Here is a 21,347-nt window from a genome sequence, read left to right on the forward strand (position 1 = left end):
TGTCCGGTAAAGTAGTGGGGTCCGCTGTGACGGGCCCCACTGCTTTCCTGCGCCCGCGGCCGGCCTGCGTTACCCAACCCCCAAAGGAAACATTCAATGATGTCTGTGGACAATGCTGTCTCGGACGTGGCCTCGGCCACGAAAAGTTCTTCAAGCGGGTGCTGCCCATCATGCTGGTCATGCTGGTCTGCAACCAGCTGAACCGCTCAAACATCGGCTACGCCCAGGACCACCTCCAGGCTGACGTGGGGATCGGGGCAGCTGCCTACGGCTTCGGCGCCGGGCTGTTCTTCATCGCCTACGCCATCTTCGAGCTCCCCAGCAACGTCATGATGGAAAAGTACGGCGCCAAGGTGTGGCTGACCAGGATCATGATCAGCTGGGGCACTGTTTCCTTCCTGATGGCCTTCGTGCAGAACGAAACCATGTTCTACGTCCTGCGCTTCCTGCTGGGCGCCGCCGAGGCCGGCTTCTTCCCCGCCGTCATCTTCTACTTCGCCCGCTGGGTCCCGGCCGGGCAGCGCGGCAAGGCCACGGCCATCTTCATCGCCGGTTCCTCCATCGCCGCCGCGATTTCGGGCCCCATCGCGGGGATGCTCCTCAGCCTCCATGGCGCCTTGGGCCTGCGCGGCTGGCAGTGGCTGTTCGGCTTCGAAGGCGCACTGTCCGTTGTGGTTGGCTTTGCAGTGTTCTTTGTCCTGGACGCCAGAATCAGGGACGCCAAGTGGCTGTCCCCGGCCGAGAAGGACGCACTGTCAGCAGCAATCGCCGACGAGGACGCCCAGCATGCCAAGGCCGGCGCCGGCAAGGCGAACCGCTGGAAGATGCTCCTGAACCCGCAGATCCTGCTGCTGTGCGGCATCTACTTCTCGGTGCAGCTGTCCATCTATGCCAACACCTTCTGGCTGCCCAGCATCATCAAGCAGATCCCGGGCACCACGGACCTCACCGTCGGATTCCTGTCCTCCATCCCGTGGGTCTGCGCCGTGTTCGCCATGTACTTTGCTGCCAAGCTGCAGGACAAGGCAAAGTCCAAGCGCCCGCTGCTGGTGGTTGCGCTCCTGGTGGCCGCCGTTGGCACCTTCGCGGCCGCCGTCGCATCGCCGGTCATGGCCCTGGTGTTCCTTGCCATCGCGGCCATGGGCTTCAAGAGCGCCTCGCCGCTGTTCTGGACCATTCCGCAGTCCGGGCTGCACCCGCTGGTGCTGGCCCCGGCGATCGCCATCATCAACTCGCTGGGCAACCTGGGCGGCTTCGTTGCACCCTTCGGCTTCGGCATCATCAAGGAACAGACGGGCAGCGTCATCCCCGGCCTGTTCGCCCTGGCGGCCGCATCCACCATCGCTGCCGGCCTGGTCTATTTCCTGAAGGAGCGCCGCACCGACGGCGGGGAGGTTGCCCAGGAGGAGCGCGTCTTGGAGGCTCCGGTTCCCAGCCGGGCCTGACGCGCGGCTCTCCACGCCCGACCGCTACAGCCAGATCGCCGTTTTGGCTACGAGCCCGTGATGACCAGGGCGACGCTGTGCCCGCCGAAGCCGAAGGCGTTCACCAGGCCGGCCGGGGAATAACCCGGCCGGAGGGTGTGGACGTCTTCGGTGACGACGTTAAGGTCCACTTCCGGGTCCAGTTCTTCGACGTTGAGGGTCCCCGGCAGCTGACCCGTGCGCAGCGCCTCGAGGACCACGACGGCGGCCAGCGCACCTGCGCCGCCCAGCAGGTGGCCGGTGTGCCCCTTGGTGGAGGTCACCGGCACGTCCGCGCCAAAGATCGCGTTGATGGCCTGGCCTTCCAGCCGGTCCCCCACGGGGGTGGACGTGGCGTGGGCGTGGACGAAGCCGATGTCCGCGGGCTGCATCCCGGCCGATTCCAGGGCCTTCTGCATCACACGCCGCTGCATGGCCGGGTCCGCCGCCACAATGTCGTTGGCGTCGGAAGTGACTGCGCCGCCGGCCACCGCACCCAGCACCGCCGCGCCGCGGGCACGCGCGTGCTCCTCGCTCTCCAGCACCACCACGCCGGCGCCCTCGGCCAGCACGAAACCGTCCCGGCCGCCGTCGAACGGGCGGGAGGCGCGCTGCGGCTCATCGGAGCGGGTGGACAAGGCGCGGATCTGGGAGAACCCGGTAATCACGAGGTCGTTGACGGAGGCGTCCACGCCGCCGGCAATCACGACGTCGGCCGCACCGGAGCGGATCATCTCCGCCGCCTGCACAATCGCCTCGGCACCGGAGGCGCAGGCGCTGACCGGCGTGCGGGCGCCGCCGCGGGCGCCAAGGTCGATGGACACCCAGGCCGCCGGGCCGTTCACCATGAGCCGGGTCAGGGTGTGGGCGACACCTTGCGGGGCCCCGACTCCGCCAGCGTGCGGTCCTGTTCAAGAGTGGAGCCGAGGCCGCCGTAGGCGGAGCCGATCACCACGGCGAACCGTTCGGGGTCCACCTCGGGCGTACCCGCCTGGGCCCACGCTTCGCGGGCGGCGATGAGTGCCAGCTGGCCGCAGCGGTCCATCCGCTTGATTTCGCGGGTGCTGAGATGGCCGGAAAGGTCGGCAGGGGCCTGGCCCGCGATCTTCACCGGAAGCTGCTCCGCCCAGTCGGCGTCCAGGGCGGCAATGCCCGATTTTCCGGCCACCAGGGCGGCCCAGGTGTCGGCAACCGACGAGCCGAGCGGGTTGACGGTACCGGCGCCGGTCACCACGGCGCGGACAGGTGATGGGTTCGGGGTCATGGTGCCTTACTTCGCGGGGTTGTGCGTGCCGATGGGCACCAGGGTGAGGTCCGGGTGGTTCTTTTCGATCCGCCGCAGCGCCCAGACGTCGTTGAACAGGGCGAGGTATTCGCCGTCGGACCGCAGCAGCACCTCGGCGCCGGGCACGTTGGCAAGCGCGGGCATGGCCTCCGCCGTCGAAATCCTCGCCAACGAGTAGGGCAGGCGTTCCAGGCGCATGGGGCACTGAAGTCGTGCGCCATGCGGTCCTCCACCACCTCGAACTGCATGGGGCCGACGGCGGCAAGCACCGGCGCCTGGTCCCCGCGGACGTCGGAACGGAGCACCTGGATGACGCCCTCGTGCTCCAACTGCTCGATGCCGCGGCGGAACTGCTTGAACTTGGAGGGGTCCTTGGACCGCGCCACCTGGAAGTGTTCCGGTGCGAACAGCGGGATGGCGGGGTACTCCACCGGCTCCTCGAGGAACAGGCTGTCGCCGACGCGCAGGGACGAGGCGTTAACCAGTCCCACCACATCGCCCGGGTACGCCTCGTCGATGACTTCGCGTTCCCGGCCGAACACCTGCTGCGCGTACTTCGTGGCAAAGGACTTGCCGGTGCGGGTCTGGGTAACCACCATGCCGCGCTCGAACACGCCGGAGCAGACACGGATGAAGGCGACGTGGTCACGGTGGGCCTTGTTCATGCCGGCCTGCACCTTGAACACAAAACCGGAGAACGGCGATTCGACGGGCCGCGGGCTGCCGTCCACATCGGGCCGCGGTGCCGCCGGCGGGGCGAAGTCCACCAGCGCGTCCAGCAGCTCCTTGACGCCGAAGTTGAGCGCGGCGGAGCTGAACAGGATGGGGGTTGCCTTGCCGGCGTGGAAGGCGTCGACGTCGAATTCCAGGTTCGATTCGATCACCAGGCCGGCCTCGTCCACGGCGTCGGACCAGTTGCTGCCCTGGCTTTCCGCGGCTTCCTCCGGGGTGAAGTATTCGGTGATGGCGATCTGCGCGCCGGCGTTGTTGCGCTGGAAGCGGGCGAAGCGGTCGTTGCGGAGGTCCCAGACGCCGCGGAAGTCACCGGAGATGCCGACGGCCCAGGTCAGGGGCATGGGCTGCAGGCCGGTGCGTTCGGTGATCTCGTCCATCAGGGCAAGCGCGTCCAGGCCGGGCCTGTCCCACTTGTTGATGACGGTGATGATGGGCAGGTTGCGCTGCTTGCAGACCTCGAACAGCTTCATGGTCTGGGTTTCCAGGCCCTTGGCGGCGTCCACCAGCATCACGGCGCAGTCGACGGCGGCGAGCACCCGGTAGGTGTCTTCGGAGAAGTCGGCGTGGCCGGGGGTGTCCAGCAGGTTGATGACCGTATCCCGGTAGGAGAACTGCAGGGCGGCGGAGCTGATGGAGATGCCGCGGTCCTTTTCCATCTGCATCCAGTCGGAGACTGTTTCCTTGCGGTTCGCCTTGCCACTGGAGGCGCCGGCGGTGCCGATGACCTTGGCGTGCAGCGCGAGCGCTTCCGTGAGAGTGGACTTGCCGGCGTCGGGGTGCGAGATGACAGCAAAGGTCCTGCGGCGGCCCGCCTCTTTGTGAATCGCGGAGATCCGGGCGGGGGTCAGGACATCTTGGGACACGGTGCTACTTTCGCTGCGGTTGGGATTGCCCAGGCGCTGGCGGCGCCTTTCAAAGCACTGCACTCCAGGCGCTGCGCTTCACGGAACGGCGGGCCGCGGGGCCGGTGGACGGGCCGGCGGACAGCCAAGGTACAAGTTTATCGCAGTGCCGCAAACCGGTTTCGTGCCCGCTTAACGCCCGTGAAACCATTCGTTCAAAACCGGGAAACGGCGGGCGGTTAGCGTGGCCCCATGACGACGCAGGGCAAGCTGTTTTTCGATCCCCTTACCACCGGCCCGGACTCCGCACGTGACCAGGACCGCAATGCAGGCCGGGGCGCGGCCGACGGCCGCGCCAGGCAGACGGTAGCGGAGCTGAAGGCGCTGCGGGCTGCATCGCTGACCGCCGTCAGCAGGGATCTGCAGCGCATGCTCCGGGAGCGCGCACGCTAGCCAAGTGCCTGACGAAGCTGCGGTAGCGGCATGATGTGTCCATGCGCAGCATCGAACTGGTTTTGGACGCCTCCTCCGATTCCCTCATCAGGGCCGACTGGACAAGGCTCGCCGCTGCGGGTGTTCCCAGCCAGGCGGGCCATACGTCACCCAGCAACAGCCCGCACATCACCCTTGCCGCCGGCCCGGACCTGACGGTGCAGGACCTGGCGGTGCCGGACAACGCCGATGACCTTTGGCAGGGGCTGCCGCTGGCCCTCGAGTTCTCCGGTATCCAGGTTTTCACTTCCGGGGCGGGCAAGTATGTCCTTGCCCGCTCGGTTGTGGTTACGGCTGCGCTCCTTGACCTGCACCGGGCCCTCCACGAACGGGTGGCCGGCGCGCTCCTGTTGACCATGCCTGATGCCTGGACACCGCATGTCACCCTCGCCCGCCGGGTTCCCGGGCATCTCGTGGGAACGGCACTGGACCTGCTTGAGTTGCGAACGGAGGGCCAGTGCACTGCCGCCAGGCACTGGGACAGCAGCACCAGGACCATCACTCCCCTGGGACCCTTCGGTCAGGAACTTCCCCGGGTCCGGGACTAGCCAGGGGCAAAGCTGGCCGGTTCCGGGCTGCAGCACGGACCGGTTTTGCGGTAATTCCGGGAACCCCCTAATGGGGCACTTTGGGGCTTGCCCGTGCGGAAGTTGGAGTTCTTGCCCCTATCATTGAGCTTGCGGGAAAATGAGCACTTTTCATCCTGCCGGCGACGTGCGGAAAGCCGGCATCCTGCGGGCGGCGGTCCGCACCTTTGAAGGGAATACCTATGGCGCGGAGCCCCGAAGAATCACTCAGGGCGACTCTGGGCAGAGTGGCACCTGGAACTCCCCTTCGTGACGGACTGGAGCGCATCCTCCGCGGCCGGACCGGGGCGCTGATCGTGCTGGGCTCGGACCGCACGGTGGACTCCATCTGCTCCGGCGGCTTCGACATCGGCATCGAGTTCTCCCCCACCCGGCTGCGTGAGCTCGCCAAGATGGACGGTGCCATCATCTGCGACCGGGACGCCGGGAACATCCTCCGCGCGGCCGTCCAGCTGGTGCCCGATTCCAGCATCGAGACCCAGGAGTCCGGTACCCGGCACCGCACCGCCGAGCGTGTTGCCATCCAGACCGGTGTTCCGGTCATCTCCGTCAGCCAGTCCATGCAGATCATCGCGCTGTACGTGAACGGCCTGCGGCATGTGCTCGAGGGCTCGGAGAAGGTCCTGGCCCGCGCCAACCAGGCCCTGGCAACCCTCGAGCGCTACCGGTCCCGCCTTGACCAGGTGACCAGTTCGCTGTCCGCACTGGAGATCGAGGCGATGGTGACCGTCCGGGACGTGGCGGTTACCCTGCAGCGGCAGGAAATGGTCCGCCGGATCTCCGAGGAAATCTCGCAGTACGTCCTGGAACTCGGCGAAGACGGCCGGCTCCTGTCCCTCCAGCTCGATGAACTGACAGTGGGCCGTGGACCGGGCAGCGACGTCATCATCCGCGACTACGCCAGCCCGGACGCCTCGCCGGAGGACATCGAAAAGGCCGTCAGCGCGCTGGTCAATCTCGGCCCCACCGAGCTGATCGACCTGGGAAAGATTTCGGGCATAGTGGGGTTCGCCGGCGGCGAGGCAAACCTCGACGCCGTGGTCCAGCCCCGCGGCTACCGGCTGCTGTCCGGCCTGAAGGCGGTCCCCAAGGCTGTTGCCGACCGCCTGGTGGACCACTTTGGCGGGCTGCAGTTCCTGATGGCCGCCACCATTGACGACCTCATGACCGTTGACGGCATCGGCGACCAGCGCGCGCGCACGGTCCGCGAGGGCCTGAGCCGGATGGCTGAAGCCAGCCTGCTGGACCGGTTCCTCTAAGGCGCCGCCGGCACGTCAGTTCAGCTGGAAGACGGCCTTCGGGCTTGCCTTGGATCCCAGCTTGGCCGTGAAGATGTAGTACGCCCCGCCGGCACCCGGCTTGGCGTCCACCACCTGGCACCCCTCAACGCTCCGGTTCCGGGGCCAGGGGAAGTTCGCGGTTTCGCTGGCGCCCGGAGCGATCACCTTCACCAGGTCCTCGCTGGCTGCCTGGCAATCCCTGGAAGAGAAGACCCGGTCCGGGCCGCTGGTCACCAGGAACTCCATTTGCGAGGTGCCGATGTTCACCTGGCAGGGCACCTCTCCCCCGTTCGTCACCTTGAGGGTCAGCAGCGGGTTTTCGTCGGGCCCGTAGGCAGCCTTGTCCGTGGACGCGGAGACCGTCACGAGGTTCTGGTTGCAGCTTGGCGTTGCAGAGGCGGTGGGCGTGGGGGCGGCAGAGGCTGACGCAGACACGGTGGGCGGGGCGGAGGGAACGGCGGAAGCAGCACCGCTTGCCGGATCAGTCGACGAGGCCTGCTCGGAGCCCCCGCTGAAGGCTCCGGCCAGGGCGAACCCGCCCACCACCAGGGCCAGGACCATCAGCAGCGCACCGCCTACCACCAGCCGCCGCCGGCGGTACACGGCAGGGCTGGGCTTCCGGACGCTGCTGGAGCCGGAGGCCGATGCCTTGCCGCGTGCTGAAGAAGTGCCCTGCTTGCCCATCCTTCTAGGCTAGGGAACCGCCCGGGTTCTGCCTTGCCACCACGCCGCCGGGCAGCCAACGGTCTGGTCACATCCGGTTTCCAGCCTGCGAAACGCATCCACTACAGTGTTGGCATCGACACCAAGACTCCCGCTCCAGCAGCCCCCGCCGCCGTGCCTGGCGCCGCGGAAGGGCTCCAGCAGCTTCACGACAGCATCACCGGCTGGTTCGCCGAAACCGCCCGCGACCTTCCCTGGCGGGACCCGTCGTGCTCCCCCTGGGGAGTCCTGGTCAGTGAAATCATGCTGCAGCAGACGCCCGTGGTCCGGGTTTTGCCTGTCTGGCACGAGTGGCTTGAACGCTGGCCCACTCCCGCCGGCCTGGCGGGCGAACCGGCCGGTGAAGCCGTTCGCGCGTGGGGCAGGCTCGGCTATCCCCGCCGCGCGCTGCGGCTGCACGCTGCTGCCGCCGCGATAGTGGGCGAGCATGCCGGCAAGGTCCCCGACACCTACCCGGAACTGCTCGCGCTCCCCGGCGTGGGAAGCTACACGGCGGCCGCCGTCGCCGCTTTCGCCTACGGCCGCCGCGAAACCGTGGTGGACACCAACATCCGCCGGGTGCACGCGCGCCTGGTGACCGGGTCCGCCCTCCCTGCCCCCGCGCTGACCGCTGCCGAGATGCGCCTGGCGGCGTCGCTCCTGCCCGACGACGACGCCACCTCGGTCCGCTGGAACGCGGCAGTCATGGAACTGGGTGCCCTGGTCTGCACTGCCCGGGTCCCCAAGTGTCCCGCGTGCCCGGTGAAGGACTCCTGCGCCTGGCTCGCGGCCGGTGAGCCGCCGCCGTCGTACGTTCCCAAGGGCCAGGCCTGGCACGGTACCGACCGCCAGGTGCGGGGAGCCGTGGTGGCGGTGCTGCGCCTGGCCGAGGCCCCCGTGCCGGCCGAGATGTTCCATCATGCCCCGGCCGACCTGGGCTTCGCGCCGGAGGGTATCGGCGTGCCGCTGGCCGCGCTGCACCGGCTGAACCCGCCCCCGGAACAGCTGGAGCGGTCGCTGGCGGGGCTGCTGGCGGACGGGCTGGCAGAACTGCACGACGGCGGCTACCGCCTGCCTGCCTGACGCCCGCCGGCACGGTGCGGCCGGCAGCGGTGCATCCGAATCATGCCCGGGATGGCATACTTTCTGGTGACCGGAACCGGGGGATGCATGCGAATCATCTTGTACGTTGTGTGGGCGCTCTTCGTCGCCGCAGCTGCCTTTGCCATGGTTCACGCTGCGCGGAAGACCCGGCGGCAGGAGCAGCTGATGGCAGTCTGGCCCAAGGCCCAGGCAACTGTTACCGGCAGCGTTCCCGGCTGGACCAGCGGCGGGGGCGGCTCAAGCCGCAGCCGGCGGTTCTTCCCCACATACCAGTTCAGCGATTCCGCCGGGACGCTGTACACCGGCAAATCGGAAATCTCCCGGGCGGCAGAGCCGGTACCCGGATCCCTGATCGAGGTGGCCTACAACCCGGACAATCCGAACGAATCACTGCAGGTCTCCCCGGTGCCCCGGACCACGCTCGGCTGCCTGGTCCCGTTCTTCGCCGTCTTTGCCCTTGCGCTGTTCTGGTTCATCAGCATCTTCCCGCTCGACTGACGGCGCCTTCGGTCTCCTTTCGGGTGTCAGCAGCGTCCGGGCCATAACAATGGCGGTACCACTTGCCGCCTTCAGGCCCACCCGGCCCCGGCACCGTCCTACGCTGAAGTATGCGCAGGCAGGGACTGCTTTTGGCTTTGATGATGACGGCGGGGCTCGCCTCCGGCTGCGGGCCGGGCGCAGTTGCCTGCCCGGCCATAGCCCAGGCCACGGTGGTCTCCGTTACGGTCGCAGCGGACTACGTCCCCCACGTCGGATCCCTCCATGTGAAGGCCTGCCAGGACGGCACCTGCAAGGAAGCCGACGTCGAACTCCAGGCCGGCAGCACCTCGATCGACCAGGGCTGCACCCCGGAAGGCGTCTGTTCCGCCACAGCCTCGCCGGACGGGACCAAGGTGGGCATGCTCATGCTGGACACGCTCACGGAGTCATTGATGACGGTGACGTCCTCCGGACATGCGGCTGACGGGTCACCGCTGCCCGTGCACACCCTGGACTTCCGGCCGAAGGCCAACTATCCGTTCGGGGTGCAGTGCGGAAAATTCATTTCCGCCTCCGTGACCCTGGACGGGACGGGCCTTCACGAACGGAGCTGAGGGCAAAGCGGCCGGGGTGCTGTCAGAACAACGCCGGCTGGCTGAAGGGCTCGTCCGCCCTGCCCGGATCCGAAGATTCGACGCGCCATTCGAAACCCAGGTCCGCGAGCAGATCCTCCACAGACGTCTGCCCGTCAAGCACTTCAATAGCCGGGTAGCTGCCTTCGGGATCCTGCCGTTCCATGCCATCGAGCTTATTCGCAGGAGCCGGTGAAGCCTTTCGGAACACACCGCATGGCAGCGATTTGGCGGGCGCTACGGCTCGCCGAAGCCCGCCTGCACAAGCCCGCCCACGTAGTTCACGGCACGTTCGGCATCCACTCCCCGGGCTTCCACGTGCAGGACGGATCCCTTGCCTGCTGCCAGCGTCATGAGCGCCGTCATGGATGCGCCGTCCACTCCGTTGACCGTTACTTCGGCATCCAGGGCGGACAGTCCGCCGGCGATCTTTGCAGCAGGCCGGGCATGCATGCCTGCCTGGTTGATGAGCTCGAAGTCGCCGGTGAAGTCCGGGCCCTGCCCCGTGACGGACCCTTCCGAGACCTCCCGCTGGGGCGGCGGCCCGCTATTCCGGGAGGGTCCGCGGACAGCTTCCGCCGCACGCTTTACCGCCTGCACGTCCGCCCCGCCCTGCGCGGCCACGGACGCGGCCACCAGTCCCTCCACCAGCGGGGCGTCGGCCAGCAGCACGCCTGCCGGATCTTCGGCGAACTCCAGGGCGGATTCCGCTGTCATCACCGCCGATCCCAGGTCCGTGAGGATCACCGTACCGTCACCGCCTGCCGCATGGTCCAGGGCAGCAAGGACTTTTTCCAGGCTGGTGCCGATCCTGCCGTCGGCGGTGCCTCCGGCTGTCAAAACCAGGACGTCGGGTGCCATCTGCGCGGCCAGCTCCGCGGCGCCGTCGGCGATCTTTTCACTATGGGACACCACCACAATGCTGACCGTCACGCAGCAGCCCCCACCGCAGCACGCAGGATCAGCGCGCTGGATGCCGCGCCGGGGTCCCGGTGGCCCGCGCTCCGCTCGCCCAGGTAACTGGCACGGCCCTTGCGCGCCACCAGCGGATCTGTGGCCACCGCCCCGGCCTCGGCCGCCTCGGCGGCGGCAACCAGCACGGTCAGGACCTCCGGGCCGCCGGTGTCCGCGGCGGCTTTCGCGGCGTCGGCGGCGGGCGCCCACGCATCCACCATGGTCTTGTCCCCCGGCTCAGCCTTCCCGCGGGCAACAATCCCGTCCCGTGCGGCACTGACCGCCGCGGCCCAGCCTGCGGGGTCGATTTCAGCGGCGTCGCCCATGGTTCCGGCGGCCCGCAGGAAAGCGGTGCCGTAGAGCGGGCCCGCGGCCCCGCCCACCTTGGACATCAGGGTCATCGCCGCGAGTTTCAGCGCCGCACCCGGAGTGGCCGGCGGGGCTTCCGCCAGCTTGTCCAGGACGGCCTGGAAGCCCCGGTCCATGTTTTCGCCATGATCGGAATCGCCGATGGCCCGGTCCAGTTCGATCAGCTCCACCCGGTGTTCGGCCATCGCCTGCGCGCAGAGGGTCAGCCATTTCACTGCCCAGTTGACGTCCAGCACCACGGCTAAGCACCCCACCGCAGGGCTGCGGTGTGGACTGGCGCATCCCACAGTTCCGTCAGTTCGTCGTTCAGCCGGAGGACGGAGATGGAGCAGCCCTGCATCTCCAGCGCCGTGATGTAGTTGCCCACCAGCGAGCGCTCCACCACGGCGCCCCTGTCCGCGAGGACCTGCGCCGCACGGCGGTAGACGATGTACAGCTCACTCAGCGGCGTGCCGCCCATTCCGTTGACGAAGAGCAGCACCCTGTCGCCCCTGCTGATGCCGAGGTCGGAGAGGACGGGTTCCAGCAGCCTGTCCGTGATGGCATCCGCGCTTTCCAGCGGAATGCGGTGCCGGCCGGGCTCGCCATGGATTCCGATGCCGATCTCCACCTCGTCCTCTGCCAGGTCGAAGCTGGGCGTACCGGCGTGCGGGACGGTGCAGGCCGAGAGGGCAACACCCATGCTGCGGACATTGGCGTTGACGCGCGAGGCAGTGGATGCCACCGTATCCAGGTCATCGCCCCGTTCGGCGGCAGCGCCGGCGATTTTCTCCACCAGCACGGTGCCGCCCACGCCGCGTCTTCCTGCGGTGTAGAGAGAGTCCTCCACGGCAACGTCGTCGTTGACCAGGACCGTGCGGATGCTGATGCCTTCCGCCTCCGCAAGTTCCGCCGCCGTCTCGAAGTTCAGGACGTCACCGGTGTAGTTCTTCACAATGTGCACGACGCCGGCGCCCGAGTCCACTGCGAGGGTGGCAGGCAGGATCTGGTCCGGGGTGGGCGAGGTGAACACTGCCCCGGGTACGGCGGCATCGAGCATCCCTTTTCCCACAAACCCGGCATGCAGGGGCTCGTGCCCGCTTCCGCCGCCGGACACGAGGGCCACTTTTCCGCTGACCGGAGCGTCCAGGCGCCTGATGAACGTGGGATCCGTGCTCACCGTGACAAGGTCTGCGTTGGCCAGGCCAAAGCCCTGGACGGATTCGTCAACCACAGACTTGGGGTCGTTGATGAGTTTCTTCACGGCGGCTCCCGGCTGTGCTGCTGAAGGATGTCTTTTCGACCCTACTACCGGGGCACGCCTGAACGATAGGTTTCCGCTGGTGGGAGGCGAATGCGGCAAAGGGACAGCCCCCAATGACTGTCCCTTTACCGGGTCCCCATACCGGCCCAGCCAGTTTATCCATCAAATCGAATTAAGCCAACGCGGGTGTGTTAAGCGTGAGACAGCCAGGACAGTGCCACTGGCGGCGGGTACCCGGTGCGCAACGGAAGGCGCAAGGCGGCATGCCTCCTACAGGAAGCGGATCATGCGGGTGTTTCCGAGAGTGTTCGGCTTGACCCGCGCGAGGTCCAGGAACTCGGCGACACCCTCGTCGTGGGAGCGCAGGAGCTCGGAGTAGACCTCCGGATCCACCGCCGACTGGTCCGCCATGACTTCGAACCCGTGCCGCTTGAAGAAGTCCACCTCAAAGGTGAGGCAGAAGACCCGGGCCACGCCAAGGGAACGTGCTTCATCAAGCAGGCTCTCCACCAGCACGTGGCCCACGCCCCGGCCGCGCCAGTCCTCGGAAGCGGCCAGCGTGCGTACTTCAGCCAGGTCCTCCCACATGACATGCAAGGCCCCGCAGCCGATGACCTCCCCCTCGCTGGACTCTGCGATCCTGAACTCCTGGAGGCTTTCGTAGTAGGCCACCGTTTCCTTTGCCATCAGGATCCGCTTGTCCGCCAGCGGCGCTACCAGCTTCTTGATGGCGGACACATCACTTGTACGGGCCGGGCGGATGTGGAAGGAGTCGCTCACACGCCAATCCTAGTTGGCCTGCACTCAGGGGCTCGTCCACCGGCCCGGGAGCGCTACGGCGCCGGAGCCATTGCCGCTTGCTGCCGGCGCCGGGAAACCTCTGATGGCCGTCACCCTACTTAGCCACGGAACATGCGCGAAGTGGCTAAAGACCCAGCTCAGGCGGCAGTGCGACGTCCTCGCCGAGGACGTTTTTGGCCAGGAATGATTCAACCACCTGGTACCAGACTTTGGCGTGCTGCGGCTGGAGGACCCAGTGGTTCTCGTCGGGGAAGTACAGGAACCGGTGGGCGGTCTGGCCGTCGGCATCGGCGGCCAGCTGGGATTTGGAGAGCAGTTCGTACCAAAGCCGCAGCCCTTCCCCGATGGGCACCCGGTAGTCCTTGTCCCCGTGGATGACCAGCATGGGCGTGCTGATCTTCTCCACGTGCAGGTGCGGGGAGTTCTCCAGCGCCATCTCTTCCGTCATTTCCTTCAGCCAGTACTGGGACGCGTCCGTGGTGGGGCCGAACTGGTCCAGGGCCCACAGGCTGGCATGGGTGACGACGGCGTCGAACCGGTCCGTTTGGCCGGCCACCCAGTTGGCCATGTAGCCGCCGAAGGAGCCGCCCATGGCAGCCGTCCGCGAGGCATCGATGTCCGGCCGCTCCACGGCGGCGTCCGTCACGGCCATCAGGTCCGTAAAGGGGGCTTTCCCAGGCGCCCCATCCCCGCTGGATGTAGGCCTGGCCGTAGCCGGTGGACAGTGCGGGATCCGGCAGCAGCACCGCATAGCCGCGGGCGGTGAGGAGCCAGGGGTTCCAGCGCCACGTCCACGCGTTCCACGATCCCAGCGGCCCGCCGTGGATACAGAGGAGCAGTGGCGCCGGGCTGCCGGCGGACGCCTCCCCGGGCAGGGCGAGGTAGGCCGGAACCCGCGACCCGTCCCGGGCCGTGGCTGCGATGCGCTGCAGGCTTCCCGGACACACGGGCCGCTCCGCGGGCGCCGGCAGCCGTGTGGTTTCCCCTGTCGCCAGGTCGATGCGTACCGCTTCGGGCGGGAAGGCATAGGAGCTGCGCAGCGCGTAGGCGGCGCGCCCGTCCGGCGAAACCACGACGTCGGTGTACGCCGCCGCGTCCTGCGTCACCCGGGAGACACTCACCTCAGCGGCAGACGCCGGAACGCTGATCCGGAAAAGGGGCGACGCGCCGTCGTCGTCCGCCGTGGCCAGGATGGCTGACGCGTCCGGCAGCCAGGCGGCCGGCTGGCCCAGCGGTCCCAGTCGTGCGCAAGGGGCTGCAGGCGCGCGGTCCCGTCGGCGGGGTTGGTGACGTCCAGCAGGTGAAGCTTGACCTCCGGCGCCTGGCGCGGCGTGGAGTCGCTCTCGCTGACCACCACCAGCGTCCTGCCGTCCGGGCTGACGGGGCCGGGAAAGTAGCTCATACCTTCATGGTCCAGCAGCACCGTCATGCTGCCGGACTCCACGTCCACGGCCACCAGGACGGAACGGCTGTCCGCGCGGGCAAGTGGCTTGGTCAGGCTCGTGTAGATCGTCCTGCCGTCCGGGCTGGCAACCGTCTCCGCCTCCCGCAGCCGGGGCCCCGCGCCGGGCGTCAGGTTCCGCAGCACCAGGGGCGCGGCCGCATCCACCGTTGTCGGCCTGCCCGGTCCCTTGTCCTCTCCCGGTTCGACGGCGAAGATCCGCGGCTGCCCGGGTCCAAGGTCGGCGTCCCAGTACCTCACCGGATATTCACTGTGCAGGATGGCCGAGACCTTGTTGTCCTTGCGGGCCTTGCGGCGCCGGGCGTCGTCTTCCTCGTCGGTGGAGCCAGCCAGGACCTCGGCGGTCACGAAGGCAGCGTCCGCGCCCCTGGCCGTTCAGTACCCTGGCGACGCCGCCCGGCCGGTTGAGGACCACCCGGGCTTCCCCGCCGTCGGCAGGAAGCAGCCAGAGGGCATTGACCGGATCCTCGTCCGGGCTGTCAGGGTCGGGCCGGGCTGAGGTGAAGTAGACGTCTCCGTTGGCGGCGAAGGCGGCACCCGCCTCACCCTTGGCGCTGCGGGTGATCCGCCGGGCGTGCCGCTGGCCGGCCGGGTCCAGCTCCCACAGGGCCGTGGCGAACTCCGTCCCTTTGCCGTTCAGGGTGCTGACGGTTGTGACAAGGCGGGATCCGTCCGGGCTGAGGGTGAGCCCGCTGACCCGCGGGATGGACAGGTAGTGGTCGAGGTCGTGGAAAGGGGTCTGTGGTTGATCGCCCGGGATCGCCGGGTTCAAAATAGCCATGCCTCCGATTCAACACGCTTTGTGTCCCGCATCACAGCACCCGCGGCCTTTTCGGCATGCCGTGCAGGGGAACGCAAAAGCCCCGCCGTTTCCTTGCGGAGCGGCGGGGCTTTTGTGGAGCTGTACCTTTTGTGGGGTTCGGGTCAGACGCTCGGAGCGATCTCCGGGATGCGCGGCTTGGCGTTGCCGGCGAACGTGAACTTCGCGTCGTCGCCTTCGCCTTCCACGTCCACCACCACGATGTCGCCGGGGTGGATGTCGCCAAAGAGGATCTTCTCGGAGAGCTGGTCCTCGATCTCGCGCTGGATGGTGCGGCGCAGCGGCCGGGCACCCATTGCGGGGTCGTAGCCGCGGGTTGCCAGGAGCACCTTGGCGGCCTTGGTGAGCTCGATGCCCATGTCCTTGTCCTTGAGGCGCTTCTCCAGGCGGGTGACGAACAGGTCGACGATCTCGATGATCTCGTCCTGGGTGAGCTGCGGGAACACCACAACGTCATCCACGCGGTTCAGGAACTCGGGGCGGAAGTGCTGCTTGAGTTCCTCGGTCACACGGGCACGCATGCGGTTGTAGCCGGTCTGGGTGTCGGTGCCGGACTGGAAGCCGGTGGCAACGCTCTTGGAGATGTCCCGGGTGCCCAGGTTGGTGGTCATGATGATCACGGTGTTCTTGAAGTCCACCACCCGGCCCTGGGAGTCGGTCAGGCGGCCGTCTTCCAGGATCTGCAGCAGCGAGTTGAAGAGGTCCGCGTGGGCCTTCTCGACTTCATCGAACAGCACCACGGAGAACGGACGGCGGCGGACCTTCTCGGTCAGCTGCCCGCCCTCTTCGTAGCCGACGTAGCCCGGAGGGGCACCGAACAGCCGCGAGACCGTGTGCTTCTCGGAGTACTCGGACATGTCCAGCGTGATGAGGGCGTCCTCTTCACCGAACAGGAACTCCGCGAGTGCCTTGGCCAGCTCGGTCTTGCCGACGCCGGTAGGGCCGGCGAAGATGAACGAGCCGCCGGGGCGCTTGGGGTCCTTGAGCCCTGCACGGGTGCGGCGGATGGCCTGGGACAGTGCCTTGATGGCCTCGTCCTGGCCAACGACGCGCTTGTGCAGTTCCTCTTCCATCTTCAGCAGGCGCGAGGATTCTTCCTCGGTCAGCTTGAAGACGGGGATGCCGGTGGAGTTGGCCAGCACCTCAGCGATGAGGTCCTCGTCCACCTCGGAGATGTCGTCCATGCCGCCGGACTTCCAGTGGCGTTCCTTCTCGGCACGCTCGGCGATCATCTTCTGCTCTTTGTCGCGGAGCGAAGCTGCGCCTTCGAAGTCCTGCGCGTCGATGGCGGATTCCTTCTCCATCTTCAGCTTGGCGATGCGCTCGTCCATGGCCTTGAGCTCCGGCGGAGCGGTCATGCGGCGGATGCGCAGCCGTGCGCCTGCCTCGTCGATCAGGTCGATCGCCTTGTCCGGCAGGAAGCGGTCCGAAATGTAGCGCTCGGCGAGGCTGGCGGCAGAGGCCAGGGCGCCGTCGGTGATGGTGACGCGGTGGTGTGCCTCGTAGCGGTCACGCAGGCCCTTGAGGATCTCGATGGCGTGCGCCACGGAGGGTTCCTTGACCTGGATCGGCTGGAAGCGGCGCTCCAGCGCGGCGTCCTTCTCGATGTGCTTGCGGTACTCGTCCAGCGTGGTGGCACCGATGGTCTGCAGCTCGCCGCGGGCCAGCATAGGCTTCAGGATGGACGCGGCATCAATGGCGCCTTCGGCGGCGCCGGCACCAACGAGCGTGTGGATCTCGTCGATGAAGAGGATGATGTCGCCACGGGTGCGGATCTCCTTGAGGACCTTCTTCAGGCGCTCTTCGAAGTCACCGCGGTAGCGGGAGCCTGCCACCAGGGAGCCGAGGTCCAGGGTGTACAGCTGCTTGTCCTTGATGGTCTCCGGGACGTCGCCGCGCACAATGGCCTGGGCAAGGCCTTCGACGACGGCGGTCTTGCCGACGCCGGGTTCGCCGATGAGGACCGGGTTGTTCTTGGTGCGGCGGGAGAGGACCTGCATGACGCGTTCCATCTCCTGCTCGCGCCCGATGACCGGATCCAGCTTGTTCTCGCGGGCAGCCTGGGTCAGGTTGCGGCCGAACTGGTCCAGCACGACGGAGCCGGCCGGCGCGCCCTCGGGCTGGCCTGAGCCAACGCCCGCACCGGTGGTTTCCTTGCCCTGGTAGCCGGAGAGCAGCTGGATGACCTGCTGGCGCACGCGGTTGAGGTCGGCGCCGAGCTTGACCAGCACCTGGGCGGCAACGCCCTCACCCTCGCGGATGAGGCCGAGCAGGATGTGCTCCGTGCCGATGTAGTTGTGGCCCAGCTGGAGTGCCTCGCGCAGCGAGAGCTCCAGTACCTTCTTGGCACGGGGGGTGAAGGGGATGTGCCCGGACGGCGCCTGCTGGCCCTGTCCGATGATCTCCTGCACCTGCTCGCGAACGCCGTCGAGCGAAATGCTCAAGGACTCAAGAGCTTTGGCGGCAACGCCCTCACCCTCATGGATCAGACCCAAGAGGATGTGTTCGGTACCGATGTAATTGTGGTTCAGCATGCGTGCCTCTTCTTGGGCAAGCACAACTACGCGACGGGCACGGTCCGTAAATCGCTCAAACATTTCGCCACACTCCTAGCTACGACGTACTTTGATGCTACGTGGCGGGCCCGGACTTGTGGAGCGTGTTCGCCACAGGGGAAACCCGCACCGTTCGGGAATATCCCGCAGGCATACCTCCCGGCCCGGACGGGCGGCCGGGGACAAGGCGGAGTGCTGCCCTCCCCTGCTGATAACGAAGCAAATGGCGAAGCTGGCGCCGGGCTTATAAAAAAAGTGCCGCAGGCATCCCTCTGCAGGCCGCGCCTAAATTCCCCCGAGGGCGGTGCCGCTCCCGCACATTTTGTGCGGGAAACCGAAAAAACCCCGCTTCCCGGCGACGGGAAGCGGGGTTTAACCAGGTCCTGGCTGCTGCTAGGAATTTGCCTTTTGGTAGGCTTCCTGGATTTCCGCCTGAATTCGGCCGCGGCTGTTTACGGTGTACCCGTTATCCCGGGCCCACTGCCTAATCTGGGCTGAATCATTGCTGCGGCCTGCGGCCGGAGCCTTGGGCGTGCGGGCGGCGGCGCGGCCTCCCGAGGCCTTCCGTGCAGCGGCTATGAAGCGCTCCAGCGAAGACCGGAGTTCAGCGGCATTGGCCGCTGAAAGGTCAATCTCGTAGTTCGTCCCGTCAAGGCCGAACTTCACATTCTCGTCTGCGGATCCCCCATCCAGATCATCAACGAGGATGATGTTTACTTTCTGTGCCATTTAACGTCTTCCTCTTGGAAAGGGTGGTTTTTTCAGAAAAGCAGGATGTTTCCCTAAAAAGTATGACTCTCTTTATGGCAACGCGTCAAAGCGCCTAATGGTTCCTTGGGGATAACCGCAGAAGATTAGGGGATTTTTATTTGGCTTCGGGGCCCGGCTGGCCGGACGGCGGTTCGTCGGCCTGCCTGCGTTCGGCGGACTGTGCCGCCCGCGCGTCGGCCTCGGCCTGGGCGCGGGCTTCTGCCTGCCGTTCCGATTTGTCGGCATTGAAAATCGCCTTCATGGCAAACCAGAAAAGGAGGCCCACCACTATGGAGGGAAGCAGGACTGCTACATCTTCCATGCCTAGTGCCCTTCGGGCTTCAGCAGCGGGAAGAGGATGGTCTCCCGGATTCCGGCGCCGGTGAACAGCATCACCAGGCGGTCGATGCCCAGCCCGATGCCGCCCATGGGCGGTGCGCCGTATTCCAGTGCCCGCAGGAAGTCCTCGTCCAGCTGCATGGCCTCGTCGTCGCCGGCCGCGGCGTGGCGGGACTGCTCCGTGAGCCGTTCGCGCTGGATGACGGGGTCGATCAGTTCGGAGAAGGCCGTGCCGCGCTCCATGCCGCCGATGATCAGGTCCCAGGCTTCGATGAGCCGGCCGTCCTTGCGGTGCGGGCGTGCCAGCGGCTGGGCGGAGGGCGGGTAGTCGTAGACAAACGTGGGGTTCAGCAGGGTGGGTTCCACGATTTCGCCGAAGAGCTCCACGGCCAGCTTTTCGGCGTCCCACTTGGGGTCCACCTTGACCTCGTGCTTTTCCGCCACTTCGCGAAGCACCTCAAGCGGGGTGTCCGGAGTGATTTCCTGCCCGACGGCGTCGGACAGCCCCGGGTACACGGCGAGCCAGGCCCATTCGCCGTCGAGGTTGATCTCGCCGGCCTCGGTCTGGATGGTGCGGCCGGCGCCCACGGCGTCAGCGGCGTCCAGGATGATCTCCTTGATGCGCTCCGCCATGACGAACTGGTCAGCCCACGCCTCGTAGCACTCAAGGGTGGTGAACTCGGGGCTGTGGGTGGAGTCCACGCCCTCGTTCCGGAACACGCGGCCCATGTCGTAGACCCGGTCGATTCCGCCCACCACGGCCCGCTTCAGGTACAGCTCCGTGGCGATGCGCAGGGTCATCTTCTGGTCGAACGCGTTCATGTGCGTCTCGAACGGGCGGGCCAGGGCCCCGCCGTGGACCAGGTTCAGGATGGGGGTTTCAACCTCCACGTAGCGGTGGCGGAAGAGCGTCTCGCGGATGGAGCGGGTAATGGCGGCACGAGTGTAGACCATTTCGCGGGCCTCGTCGCGGACCATCAGGTCCACGTAGCGCTGCCGGACGCGGGTTTCCTCGTTCAGTTCGGCGTGCAGCACCGGCAGCGGGCGCAGCGCCTTGGAGGCCATGGACCAGGAGTCGGCCATGATGGAGAGCTCACCGCGGCGTGAGGAGATGACCTCGCCCTTGATGAAGACGTGGTCACCGAGGTCAACCAGTGCCTTCCAGTCGGCGAGCGCTTCTTCACCGATGTTGGCCAGGCTGAGCATTGCCTGGAGGCGGGTTCCCTTGCCGTCGGTGCCGCCCTCCTGCAGGGTCGCGAAGCAAAGCTTGCCGGTGTTGCGGATGAACACCACGCGGCCGGTGACGCCAACGATGTCGCCGGTGGTGTCGTCCGCCTCGAGGTGGGCGGTACTTTTCCCGGATTTCGGCGAGCGAGTGCGTCCGCTCCACACCCACCGGGTAGGCCTCCGTGCCGCGCTCGATCAGTTTGGCGCGCTTCTCCATGCGGATCCGCATCTGCTCGCTGGCATCGAGGGGCTCGGGGGCGTTCTTGGGGGCGGGGGTGTTTTGGGAAGTCACAGTCATCAAGTTTACCGGGACTTCGCGTGCCCGCTCCCGCCTAGGATGGGGTGGGTGAAAGAACGGTTCCTTCCAACACACGACGGCGGCCGCCTGGCCTTGTACAGCTACGGCACCGTGGATGCCCCGGGGAACGCCGGGTGCTGCTGATCGGCGGGGCGTTCCTGACTGCCCTGATCTACCGGCCGTTCTCCATCGCCCTTGCCAAGGGCCTGGGCGAGGGCTGGGCCGTGGACGTGTACGACCGCCGGGGACGCGGCCGCTCAACAGAACAGCCGGCCGACTACTGCATGGGCACCGAGATCGCCGATGTCCGCACGGTCATGGACGCCACCGGCGCCCGGAACATCCTGGGCCACAGCCTCGGCGGCTCCGTGGCATTGAACGCCGTCCAGGAATTCACCGGGACCTCGTATGTTCCGGACAAGCTCGCCGTGTACGACGCAGCCGTGAACATCGACGGCAGCATCGACACCGAGTGGCTGGACGGGTTTGAGGATGCGGTCAACAACGGCAGGGTGGGCCACGCCCTGGCGCACATGAAGAAAGCAACGTCCCCGGGGTCGGCCCTGGCCCGCATCCCCGAACCCGTCCTTGCCGGGCTGATGGCGCTGCTCTCACGGACAAAGATCAACAGGATGTTCCGTGAAGTGATGCCCAGCGGCGTCGGCGAACTGCGGGCCGCGTACAAGGAGGCCGACCATGCCAGGGACTTCAGCGTGCTGCCTCCCAATACCCATTTCATGGCCGGCGGCAAGAGTCCCGGCTACTACAAGGTCACGGCGGAACGGCTGCACGCGGCCGTCCCCGGCAGCACGTTCGAGCTCTCCCCCAAGGGCTTCCACGGCTCGATCCCGGCGGCGGTCAACGAACTCGTGACGGACATCTCGGAGTACTTCAAAGGCTGACCGGAAACCCGAGTTTTTGTCCACA

Annotated in this window: 16 protein-coding genes and 5 pseudogenes; 8 read left to right on the forward strand and 13 right to left on the reverse strand. The window is 67.1% G+C overall.

Annotated elements, in window-relative coordinates:
* The first annotated feature begins 158 nt into the window (after positions 1 to 158).
* Entirely contained in the window at positions 159 to 1,445 is a 1,287-nt protein-coding gene (locus ACPEE0_RS18550) for an MFS transporter (RefSeq protein WP_424575025.1), read from the forward strand.
* Positions 1,446 to 1,492: 47 nt separating this feature from the next.
* On the opposite strand, the pseudogene ACPEE0_RS18555 reads toward ACPEE0_RS18550, so the two are convergent.
* A pseudogene (locus ACPEE0_RS18555) lies at positions 1,493 to 2,727 on the reverse strand (beta-ketoacyl-[acyl-carrier-protein] synthase family protein).
* Between the two features lie 6 nt (positions 2,728 to 2,733).
* Positions 2,734 to 4,346, reverse strand: a pseudogene (locus ACPEE0_RS18560) (peptide chain release factor 3).
* A gap of 231 nt (positions 4,347 to 4,577) precedes the next feature.
* On the opposite strand from ACPEE0_RS18560, the gene ACPEE0_RS18565 reads away from it, so the two are divergent.
* From ACPEE0_RS18565 to disA, 3 genes are all read left to right on the forward strand, one after another.
* A complete protein-coding gene (locus ACPEE0_RS18565) occupies positions 4,578 to 4,778 on the forward strand; it encodes a hypothetical protein (RefSeq protein ID WP_424575026.1) in 201 nt (66 codons plus the stop codon).
* A gap of 41 nt (positions 4,779 to 4,819) precedes the next feature.
* On the forward strand, positions 4,820 to 5,365 hold the full coding sequence (locus ACPEE0_RS18570) for a 2'-5' RNA ligase family protein (RefSeq protein ID WP_424575027.1): 546 nt from the start codon (positions 4,820 to 4,822) through the stop codon (positions 5,363 to 5,365).
* Positions 5,366 to 5,586: 221 nt separating this feature from the next.
* A complete protein-coding gene (disA, locus tag ACPEE0_RS18575; RefSeq protein ID WP_009357808.1) occupies positions 5,587 to 6,663 on the forward strand; it encodes a DNA integrity scanning diadenylate cyclase DisA in 1,077 nt (358 codons plus the stop codon).
* A gap of 15 nt (positions 6,664 to 6,678) precedes the next feature.
* On the opposite strand, the gene ACPEE0_RS18580 is transcribed toward disA, so the two are convergent.
* On the reverse strand, positions 6,679 to 7,368 hold the full coding sequence (locus ACPEE0_RS18580; RefSeq protein ID WP_424575028.1) for a hypothetical protein: 690 nt from the start codon (positions 7,366 to 7,368) through the stop codon (positions 6,679 to 6,681).
* A gap of 153 nt (positions 7,369 to 7,521) precedes the next feature.
* Here ACPEE0_RS18580 and ACPEE0_RS18585 point away from each other — a divergent pair, with 153 nt between their 5' ends.
* The 3 genes from ACPEE0_RS18585 to ACPEE0_RS18595 all read left to right on the forward strand — a co-directional run bounded on the left by ACPEE0_RS18585 (position 7,522) and on the right by ACPEE0_RS18595 (position 9,584).
* Positions 7,522 to 8,469, forward strand: coding sequence for an A/G-specific adenine glycosylase (locus ACPEE0_RS18585; protein ID WP_424575304.1), 948 nt, complete (start codon positions 7,522 to 7,524; stop codon positions 8,467 to 8,469).
* A gap of 87 nt (positions 8,470 to 8,556) precedes the next feature.
* A complete protein-coding gene (locus tag ACPEE0_RS18590) occupies positions 8,557 to 8,988 on the forward strand; it encodes a DUF3592 domain-containing protein (protein WP_009357805.1) in 432 nt (143 codons plus the stop codon).
* Positions 8,989 to 9,098: 110 nt separating this feature from the next.
* On the forward strand, positions 9,099 to 9,584 hold the full coding sequence (locus ACPEE0_RS18595) for a hypothetical protein (protein WP_424575029.1): 486 nt from the start codon (positions 9,099 to 9,101) through the stop codon (positions 9,582 to 9,584).
* A gap of 22 nt (positions 9,585 to 9,606) precedes the next feature.
* Here ACPEE0_RS18595 and ACPEE0_RS18600 read toward each other — a convergent pair whose 3' ends face one another.
* The 10 genes and pseudogenes from ACPEE0_RS18600 to lysS all read right to left on the reverse strand — a co-directional run bounded on the left by ACPEE0_RS18600 (position 9,607) and on the right by lysS (position 20,420).
* The gene (locus ACPEE0_RS18600; protein WP_424575030.1) at positions 9,607 to 9,768 is read right to left on the reverse strand and encodes a hypothetical protein; all 162 of its coding nucleotides are present in this window, start codon (positions 9,766 to 9,768) and stop codon (positions 9,607 to 9,609) included.
* 71 nt (positions 9,769 to 9,839) lie between these two features.
* Entirely contained in the window at positions 9,840 to 10,535 is a 696-nt protein-coding gene (gene dhaM / locus ACPEE0_RS18605) for a dihydroxyacetone kinase phosphoryl donor subunit DhaM (RefSeq protein ID WP_424575031.1), read from the reverse strand.
* Positions 10,532 to 11,164, reverse strand: coding sequence for a dihydroxyacetone kinase subunit DhaL (gene dhaL, locus ACPEE0_RS18610; RefSeq protein ID WP_133349559.1), 633 nt, complete (start codon positions 11,162 to 11,164; stop codon positions 10,532 to 10,534). The genes dhaM and dhaL overlap by 4 nt, the downstream gene beginning before the upstream one ends.
* Before the next feature lie 2 nt (positions 11,165 to 11,166).
* Positions 11,167 to 12,168: a dihydroxyacetone kinase subunit DhaK gene (gene dhaK / locus ACPEE0_RS18615; protein WP_424575032.1), complete on the reverse strand. Its 1,002-nt coding sequence runs from the start codon at positions 12,166 to 12,168 to the stop codon at positions 11,167 to 11,169.
* Positions 12,169 to 12,438: 270 nt separating this feature from the next.
* Positions 12,439 to 12,948 (reverse strand): amino-acid N-acetyltransferase, encoded by a 510-nt coding sequence (locus ACPEE0_RS18620; protein ID WP_424575033.1) that lies wholly within the window; start codon positions 12,946 to 12,948, stop codon positions 12,439 to 12,441.
* A gap of 145 nt (positions 12,949 to 13,093) precedes the next feature.
* A pseudogene (locus ACPEE0_RS18625) lies at positions 13,094 to 15,212 on the reverse strand (alpha/beta fold hydrolase).
* Positions 15,213 to 15,355: 143 nt separating this feature from the next.
* On the reverse strand, positions 15,356 to 17,848 hold the full coding sequence (locus ACPEE0_RS18630) for an ATP-dependent Clp protease ATP-binding subunit (RefSeq protein ID WP_035752617.1): 2,493 nt from the start codon (positions 17,846 to 17,848) through the stop codon (positions 15,356 to 15,358).
* A 351-nt stretch (positions 17,849 to 18,199) separates the two neighbouring features.
* On the reverse strand, positions 18,200 to 18,535 hold the full coding sequence (locus tag ACPEE0_RS18635) for a histone-like nucleoid-structuring protein Lsr2 (RefSeq protein ID WP_009357797.1): 336 nt from the start codon (positions 18,533 to 18,535) through the stop codon (positions 18,200 to 18,202).
* 136 nt (positions 18,536 to 18,671) lie between these two features.
* A complete protein-coding gene (locus ACPEE0_RS18640; RefSeq protein WP_424575034.1) occupies positions 18,672 to 18,878 on the reverse strand; it encodes a hypothetical protein in 207 nt (68 codons plus the stop codon).
* Between the two features lie 2 nt (positions 18,879 to 18,880).
* Positions 18,881 to 20,420: pseudogene (lysS, locus tag ACPEE0_RS18645) on the reverse strand (lysine--tRNA ligase).
* Between the two features lie 48 nt (positions 20,421 to 20,468).
* Between lysS and ACPEE0_RS18650 the strand changes: the two are divergent.
* Positions 20,469 to 21,322: pseudogene (locus ACPEE0_RS18650) on the forward strand (alpha/beta fold hydrolase).
* Positions 21,323 to 21,347: the final 25 nt, after the last annotated feature.

It is taken from the genome of Arthrobacter sp. SD76, assembly GCF_049726125.1.
Lineage (GTDB): Bacteria > Actinomycetota > Actinomycetes > Actinomycetales > Micrococcaceae > Arthrobacter > Arthrobacter nitrophenolicus.